This is a genomic window from Azospirillum formosense (genome assembly GCF_013340925.1).
Classification (GTDB): domain Bacteria; phylum Pseudomonadota; class Alphaproteobacteria; order Azospirillales; family Azospirillaceae; genus Azospirillum; species Azospirillum formosense.
In genome coordinates, this window is sequence record NZ_WHOR01000296.1 from 1 (window position 1) to 6,538 (window position 6,538).

General features: G+C 72.6%; 5 protein-coding genes. All 5 read left to right on the forward strand.

Annotated features, from left to right (window positions below; genetic code table 11):
• A partial coding sequence (locus tag GBZ26_RS25365) for an ABC transporter permease subunit (protein ID WP_174441216.1) occupies positions 1-740 on the forward strand: 740 nt, incomplete at its 5' end.
• A gap of 13 nt (positions 741-753) precedes the next feature.
• Positions 754-2,073, forward strand: a complete 1,320-nt coding sequence (locus tag GBZ26_RS25370) for an ABC transporter ATP-binding protein (protein WP_174441217.1) — start codon at positions 754-756, stop codon at positions 2,071-2,073.
• Between the two features lie 85 nt (positions 2,074-2,158).
• Positions 2,159-4,699, forward strand: coding sequence for an ATP-dependent helicase HrpB (hrpB, locus tag GBZ26_RS25375; protein WP_174441218.1), 2,541 nt, complete (start codon positions 2,159-2,161; stop codon positions 4,697-4,699).
• An 18-nt stretch (positions 4,700-4,717) separates the two neighbouring features.
• The gene (locus GBZ26_RS25380) at positions 4,718-5,245 is read left to right on the forward strand and encodes an SLOG cluster 4 domain-containing protein (protein ID WP_174441219.1); all 528 of its coding nucleotides are present in this window, start codon (positions 4,718-4,720) and stop codon (positions 5,243-5,245) included.
• A 43-nt stretch (positions 5,246-5,288) separates the two neighbouring features.
• The gene (locus tag GBZ26_RS25385; protein ID WP_174441220.1) at positions 5,289-6,521 is read left to right on the forward strand and encodes an adenylate/guanylate cyclase domain-containing protein; all 1,233 of its coding nucleotides are present in this window, start codon (positions 5,289-5,291) and stop codon (positions 6,519-6,521) included.
• Positions 6,522-6,538 lie beyond the last annotated feature (17 nt).

The following is a 6,538-nucleotide window of genomic DNA, read 5'->3' on the forward strand; positions in this document are numbered from 1 at the left end:
CGCTCGACCGGGTGTGGTACGCGGTCGTCGCGGTGGCGGCGCTCGCCCTGGGCTGGACCCTGGTGACCTTCATCGCCGGCGGGGCCGGCTGGGGCGACGTCGGGACCGCGCTGCTGCTCGGGACGGCGACGCTGCTGCGCGTCGTGGTGCTGATCGCCATCGCCTCGCTGGTCTGGGTGCCGCTCGGCGTGCTGATCGGGCTGCGCCCGCGCCTCGCCGAGGCGGTCCAGCCGCTGGCGCAATTCCTGGCGGCCTTCCCGGCCAACCTGCTGTTCCCGGTCGCCGTCGTCACCATCCTGCGCTTCGACCTGAATCCGGACGTCTGGCTCAGCCCGCTGATGATCCTGGGCACGCAGTGGTACATCCTGTTCAACGTCGTCGCCGGAACCGCCGCCTTCCCCGGCGACCTCAAGGAGGCGGCGTCCAGCTTCCGCATGCGCGGCTGGCAGTGGTGGCGCGATGTCATGCTGCCCGGCGTCTTCCCCTATTACCTGACCGGCGCCGTGACCGCGGCGGGCGGCTCGTGGAACGCCAGCATCGTCGCCGAGACGGTGCGCTGGGGCGACGCCGAGGTCACCGCCCACGGGCTGGGCAGCTACATCGCCCAGGCGACCGCCGCCGGGGACTACCCGCGCATCGTGCTCGGCATCGCCGTGATGTCCCTGTTCGTCACCCTGCTCAACCGGCTGCTCTGGCGTCCGCTCTACGGCTACGCCGAACGCCGCCTGCGCCTTGACTGAGGGAGGCCGTACCATGATGACGCAGAATTCACCCCTCTTCGAACTCCACGGTGTCCGGCAGGCCTACCGCAAGCCGTCCGGCCCGCCGTATGTCGTGCTCGACGGCGTGGACCTGACGCTGCGCGACGGCGAGATCGTCGGGCTGCTCGGCCGCTCCGGCTCGGGCAAGTCGACGCTGCTGCGCATCGTCGCCGGGCTGGCGCGGCCGACCGCCGGCCAGGTCCTGCACCGCGGCGCTCCGGTGGCCGGGCCGACCGACGGGGTGGCGATGGTGTTCCAGTCCTTCGCGCTGTTCCCCTGGCTGACCGTCGAGGAGAATGTCCTGGCCGGGCTGAAGGCGCTGCGCGTTCCCGCGGACGAGGCGGCGGCGCGCGCCGAGGAGGCCATCGACCTGATCGGCCTGTCCGGCTTCGAGAGCGCCTACCCCAAGGAGCTGTCCGGCGGGATGCGCCAGCGCGTCGGCTTCGCCCGCGCGCTGGTGGTCCATCCGGAAATACTGCTGATGGACGAGCCCTTCTCGGCGCTCGACGTGCTGACGGCGGAAACGCTGCGCACCGACCTGCTCGACCTGTGGATGGAGCGCAAGCTGCCGACCCGGTCGATCCTGATGGTCTCCCACAACATCGAGGAGGCGGTGCTGATGTGCGACCGCATCCTGGTCTTCGCCTCCAACCCGGGCCATGTGGCGGCGGAGATCCGGGTGGACATCCCGCACCCGCGCAACCGGCTGGCCCCGGACTTCCGCGAGCTAGTCGACGACATCTACGGCCGGATGACGGCGCGCAAGCCGCTGGCCGCCCCGGCCGCGGTGCCGGAGACGGCGACCGGGCGGCCGCGGCCGGTCTATGCCGAGCCGCTCCAGCAGGTCCCGCCCAGCCGGCTGGCCGGCCTGATGGGGACGCTGGCCGCCCCGCCCTACCACGGCAAGGCGGACCTGCCCCACCTCGCGGCGGCGCTGCGGCACGAGATCGACGACCTCTTCCCCATCGCCGAGACGCTCCAGACGCTGGGATTCGCCGAGGTGGCGGAAGGCGACATCCGGTTGACCGAGCCGGGCCGCCTGTTCGCCGAGGCCGGGATGGACGACCGCAAGGCGCTGTTCGCCGAGCATCTGGTCCATTTCGTGCCGCTCGCCGCGCACATCCACGCCGCCCTGTCGGAGCGCCCCGACCACCGCGTTCCCTACGCTCCGTTCGCCCGCGAACTGGAGGCCTTCATGAGCGAGGCCTACGCCGAGGAAACGCTGAACGCCGTGACCAGCTGGGCCCGCTACGCCGAGCTGTTCACCCACGACACCGAGGCCGGGGTCTTCTGCCGGGAGGAGACCGAATAGCCGCCCAGGCCCGGAAGGCTTGACCGGGGCGCCCGCCGCTGCCAGGAACACGGGCGGCGCCCTTCTCCACCATCTCGCAGTGTCCATGAGCATCCCGCCCCTTCCCATCGACCCCGTGCTTCCCGAGCTGCTGGCCGCGCTGGACGGGCGCGGCGTGGCGGTGCTCCAGGCGCCGCCGGGGGCGGGCAAGACGACCCGCGTGCCGCTGGCCCTGCTCGACCGGCCCTGGCTGGCCGGGCGCAAGGTGATCGTGCTGGAGCCGCGGCGGCTGGCCGCCCGCGCCGCCGCCCGCCGCATGGCCGCGATGCTGGGGGAAAGCGTCGGCGAGACGGTCGGCTACCGCGTGCGGCTGGACACCAAGGTCGGGCCGAAGACGCGGATCGAGGTGGTGACCGACGGCCTGTTCCTGCGCCAGCTCCAGGAGGACCCCGAACTGCCGGCGGTCGGCGCCGTGCTGTTCGACGAGTTCCACGAGCGCGGCATCGACAGCGATCTGGCGCTGGCCCTGGTGCAGGAGGCGCGCGGCGCGCTGCGCGACGACCTGCGGCTGGTGGTGATGTCGGCGACGCTGGACGGCGGCCCCGTCGCCGCCCTGCTGGGCGACGCCCCGATGGTGACCAGCGAGGGCCGGGCCTTTCCGGTGGAGACACGCCACCTCGACGCTCCGGCCACCGGAACCCGTATTGAAGACGCCGTGGCCGCCGCCGTCCGCCGCGCCCTGCGCGAGGAGAGTGGCAACGCTCTGGTTTTCCTGCCCGGCGCCGGGGAGATCCGGCGGGTGCAGAGCCTTCTGGAGTCGGCGGACCTCGGCCCCGGCACGGTGATCGCCCCGCTCTACGGCGACCTGACGGCCGACGCCCAGGACCGCGCCATCGCCCCCAGCCCGCCGGGCACGCGCAAGATCGTCCTCGCTACCCCCATCGCCGAGACCAGCCTGACCATCGAAGGCATCCGCATCGTCGTGGACGGCGGATTGATGCGCGTCCCCCGCTTCGACCCGCGCAGCGGCATGACGCGGCTGGTCACCGCCAAGGTCTCCCAGGCGTCGGCGGAGCAGCGGCGGGGCCGAGCCGGCCGGCTGGAGCCGGGCGTCTGCTACCGCCTGTGGCCGGAGCCGTCGCACAAGGCGCTGGCCGCCTTCACCCCGCCGGAGATCATGGACGCCGACCTCGCCCCGCTGGCGCTGGAGCTGGCGGTGTGGGGCGTGTCCGACCCGGCGTCGCTCGCCTGGCTCGACCCGCCGCCCGCCGCCGCCATGGCCCAGGCGCGGGAACTGCTGCGCGAGCTGGGGGCATTGGACGCCGACGGTGGCATCACCGCCCATGGCCGCCGCATGGCCGGCTTCGGCGTGCATCCCCGGCTGGCCCACATGATGCTGAAGGGCAAGGCGATGGGGCTGGGCGCGCTGGCCTGCGAGGTCGCCGCCCTGCTCGGCGAGCGCGACATCGTCCGCGCCCAGCCGGGCTTCCGCGACGCCGACCTGCGGCTGCGCGTGGAGTTGCTGCGCGGGCTGGACGATGACGGCCGGGTGCGCGGCGCCGGACGCGGCCTGACCGTGGAGCGCGGCGGCGCCCAGCAGGCGTTGAAGCAGGCCCGCAACTGGAAGCGCCAGTTGGGTGTGAAGGGCAATGGTGGCGATCTCGGCGCCACCGGCCTGCTGGTCGCCCTGGCCTACCCCGACCGCATCGGCCAGCGCCGTCCCGGAGGCAGCACGGGCGGGGCCGCCGCGCAGTACCGGCTGTCCAACGGGCGCGGCGCCTATTTCCAGGACGCCGAGCCGCTGAGCGCCGAGGACTGGCTGGCCGTCGCCGACCTGGACGGGGCCGCCCGCGAATCGCGCATCTTCCTTGCCGCCCCGCTCTCCCAGGCGGAGCTGGAGGAGGCCTTCACCGAGCATATCCGCAGCGAGACGGTGGTCGCCTGGGACGGGCGGGAGCAGACGGTGCTGGCCCGCCGCCGCCGCATGCTGTTCGCCCTGGCGCTGGAGGACAAGCGCCTGCCCAACCCGCCCGCCGAGGCCATCGCCGCCGCCATGCTGGAGGGCATCCGCGAGATGGGGCTGACCGCCCTGCCCTGGAGCGACGATCTGCGCAAGTGGCAGACGCGCGTCCTGTTCCTGCGCCGCCGGGAGGGCGAGGAGTGGCCGGACGTCTCCGACGCCGCCCTGCTGGAGACGATGGGGGAGTGGCTGGCGCCCTTCCTGAACGGCGCCTCGCGCCGCGCCCATCTCGACCGGGTGGAGCTGGGCAACGCGCTGCGCGGGCTGCTGCCCTGGGCGATGCAGCAGCGGCTGGACAAGGAGGCGCCGACCCATGTGGAGGTGCCCAGCGGTTCCCGCATCCCCATCGATTACAGCGGGGACGAGCCGGTGCTGGCCGTCCGGCTGCAGGAGATGTTCGGGCTGGCCGAGACGCCGCGCATCGCCGGCGGGCGGGTGCCTCTGCTGCTGCACCTTCTGTCCCCGGCCCGCCGCCCGGTGCAGGTGACGCGCGACCTCGCCAGCTTCTGGGCCAACGCCTACAAGGCGGTGAAGGCCGACCTCAAGGGGCAGTATCCCAAGCATTATTGGCCCGACAACCCGCTGGAAGCCGAACCCACGGCGCGGGCCAAGCCACGCGGGCGGTAACAAGGGAGGTGGATGGATATGGCGATCATCGGCGTGATGGGGTCGGGGCAGGAGGAATGGGCGGACCACGCCGAGCCGCTCGGCGCGTGGATCGCCGGGGCCGGGCACGACCTGCTGACCGGCGGCGGCGGCGGGGTGATGCGGTCGGTCGCAAGGGCCTTCCACGGCACGCCGGGGCGCCGGGGCCGCTCCATCGGCATCCTGCCGTCCGAGCCCGACCCGCTGCGCGGCCATGCGCCCCTGCCCGGCTACCCCAACCCCTACATCGACCTGCCCATCCTGACGCCCTTCGCGCGCAAGCCGGCCGGCGCGCCGCCGACGGAGCTGAGCCGCAACCACGTCAACATCCTGACCAGCGACGTGATCGTCGTCCTGCCGGGCCGCCACGGGACCTTGGACGAGGTCCGGCTCGCCCTGCGCTTCGGAAAGCCTATGATCGGTTTCGGACCGGAGCTTGACTTTCAAGCCATGCCCGCCGAATTGCGGACAACCGGCGACTTTGGAACGGTCACGGCCTTCATCGCGGACGTCCTGTCCAGCCGCTGACCCTCCGTTCCCGGAAAAGGCGACCTGTGGCAGGATGGCGGGCATGGATGCACAAGGAATTCTCGACCTCAGCCGCTGGATCGCGGAGGCCGGGCTGCGGGGGGTGCCGGAGACGGACCTCATCGGCGGCTTCTGCGAACGGCTGGTCGCGGCGGGGGTGCCGCTGACCCGGACGGTGGTCGGGGCGGACACGCTGCACCCGACCATCGCCGGCCATGTCGTCACCTGGGACAGCAGCGGGCGCAACGCCGCCGAGGTGCGCCGGACCGAGTATGGCGGCGACGGCAGCGATCCCGACATCGACGAGAAGTGGCTGCGCAGCCCCTTCCACCGGCTCTACACCTCCGGCGAGACGATGCTGCGCCTGCGGCTGACCGACGGCGCGGAGGGCGGCGAGTTCCCGATCGTCGACGAGCTGCGGGCGCAGGGCGCCACCGACTACATGGCCATCGTCAACCGTCTCGGCCCCCGCGCCGCCATCGGGGAGCTGGACTGCATCTTCTCCTCCTGGGTGTCGCACCACCCGGACGGTTTCAGCGACGCGCAGCGGGACGCCCTGCTCACCCTCACCGGCAGTCTGGCGCTGGCGCTGCGCGGCCACGCCATGGCGCACATCGCCAACACGCTGGCCGAGACCTATCTGGGGCGTGACGCCGGCCACCGGGTGCTGCGCGGCCATATCCGCCGCGGCGTCGCGGAGGAGCTGGACGCCGTGCTGTGGTTCAGCGACCTCCAGGGCTTCACCCGCATCACCGACACCGCCGCCCCGGAAACCATCCTGCCGCTGCTGAACGATTATGCGGAGCTGGTGGTGACGGCCATCCACCGGCACCACGGGCAGGTGCTGAAGTTCATGGGCGACGGCATCCTGGCCGTCTTCGACCGCTCCAGCGCCGAGGACGCCTGCCGCGCCGCCCTCGAAGCGGCGGAGGAGGCGCGGGCGCGCTGCAAGGAGCTGAACGCCCGCCGCTCCGCCGCCGGGCTGCCGGTGACGCGCTTCTATCTCGGGCTGCACCAGGGGAAGGTGTTCTACGGCAACATCGGCGGGGTGGACCGTCTGGACTTCACCGTGGTCGGCCCGGCGGTGAACGAGGCCAGCCGCATCGCCGCCATGTGCCGGTCGCTCGACCAGGACATCCTGCTGTCGTCCGCCTTCACCGAGTCCGCTCCGGAATGCCGGGAGCGGCTGATCTCGGTTGGGCGCTACCTGCTGCGCGGCGTGGCGCGCCCGCAGGAGTTGTACACGCTGGACCCGGAGACGTCGGGGTCGGCCTAAAGCCTATCGGGAACGGG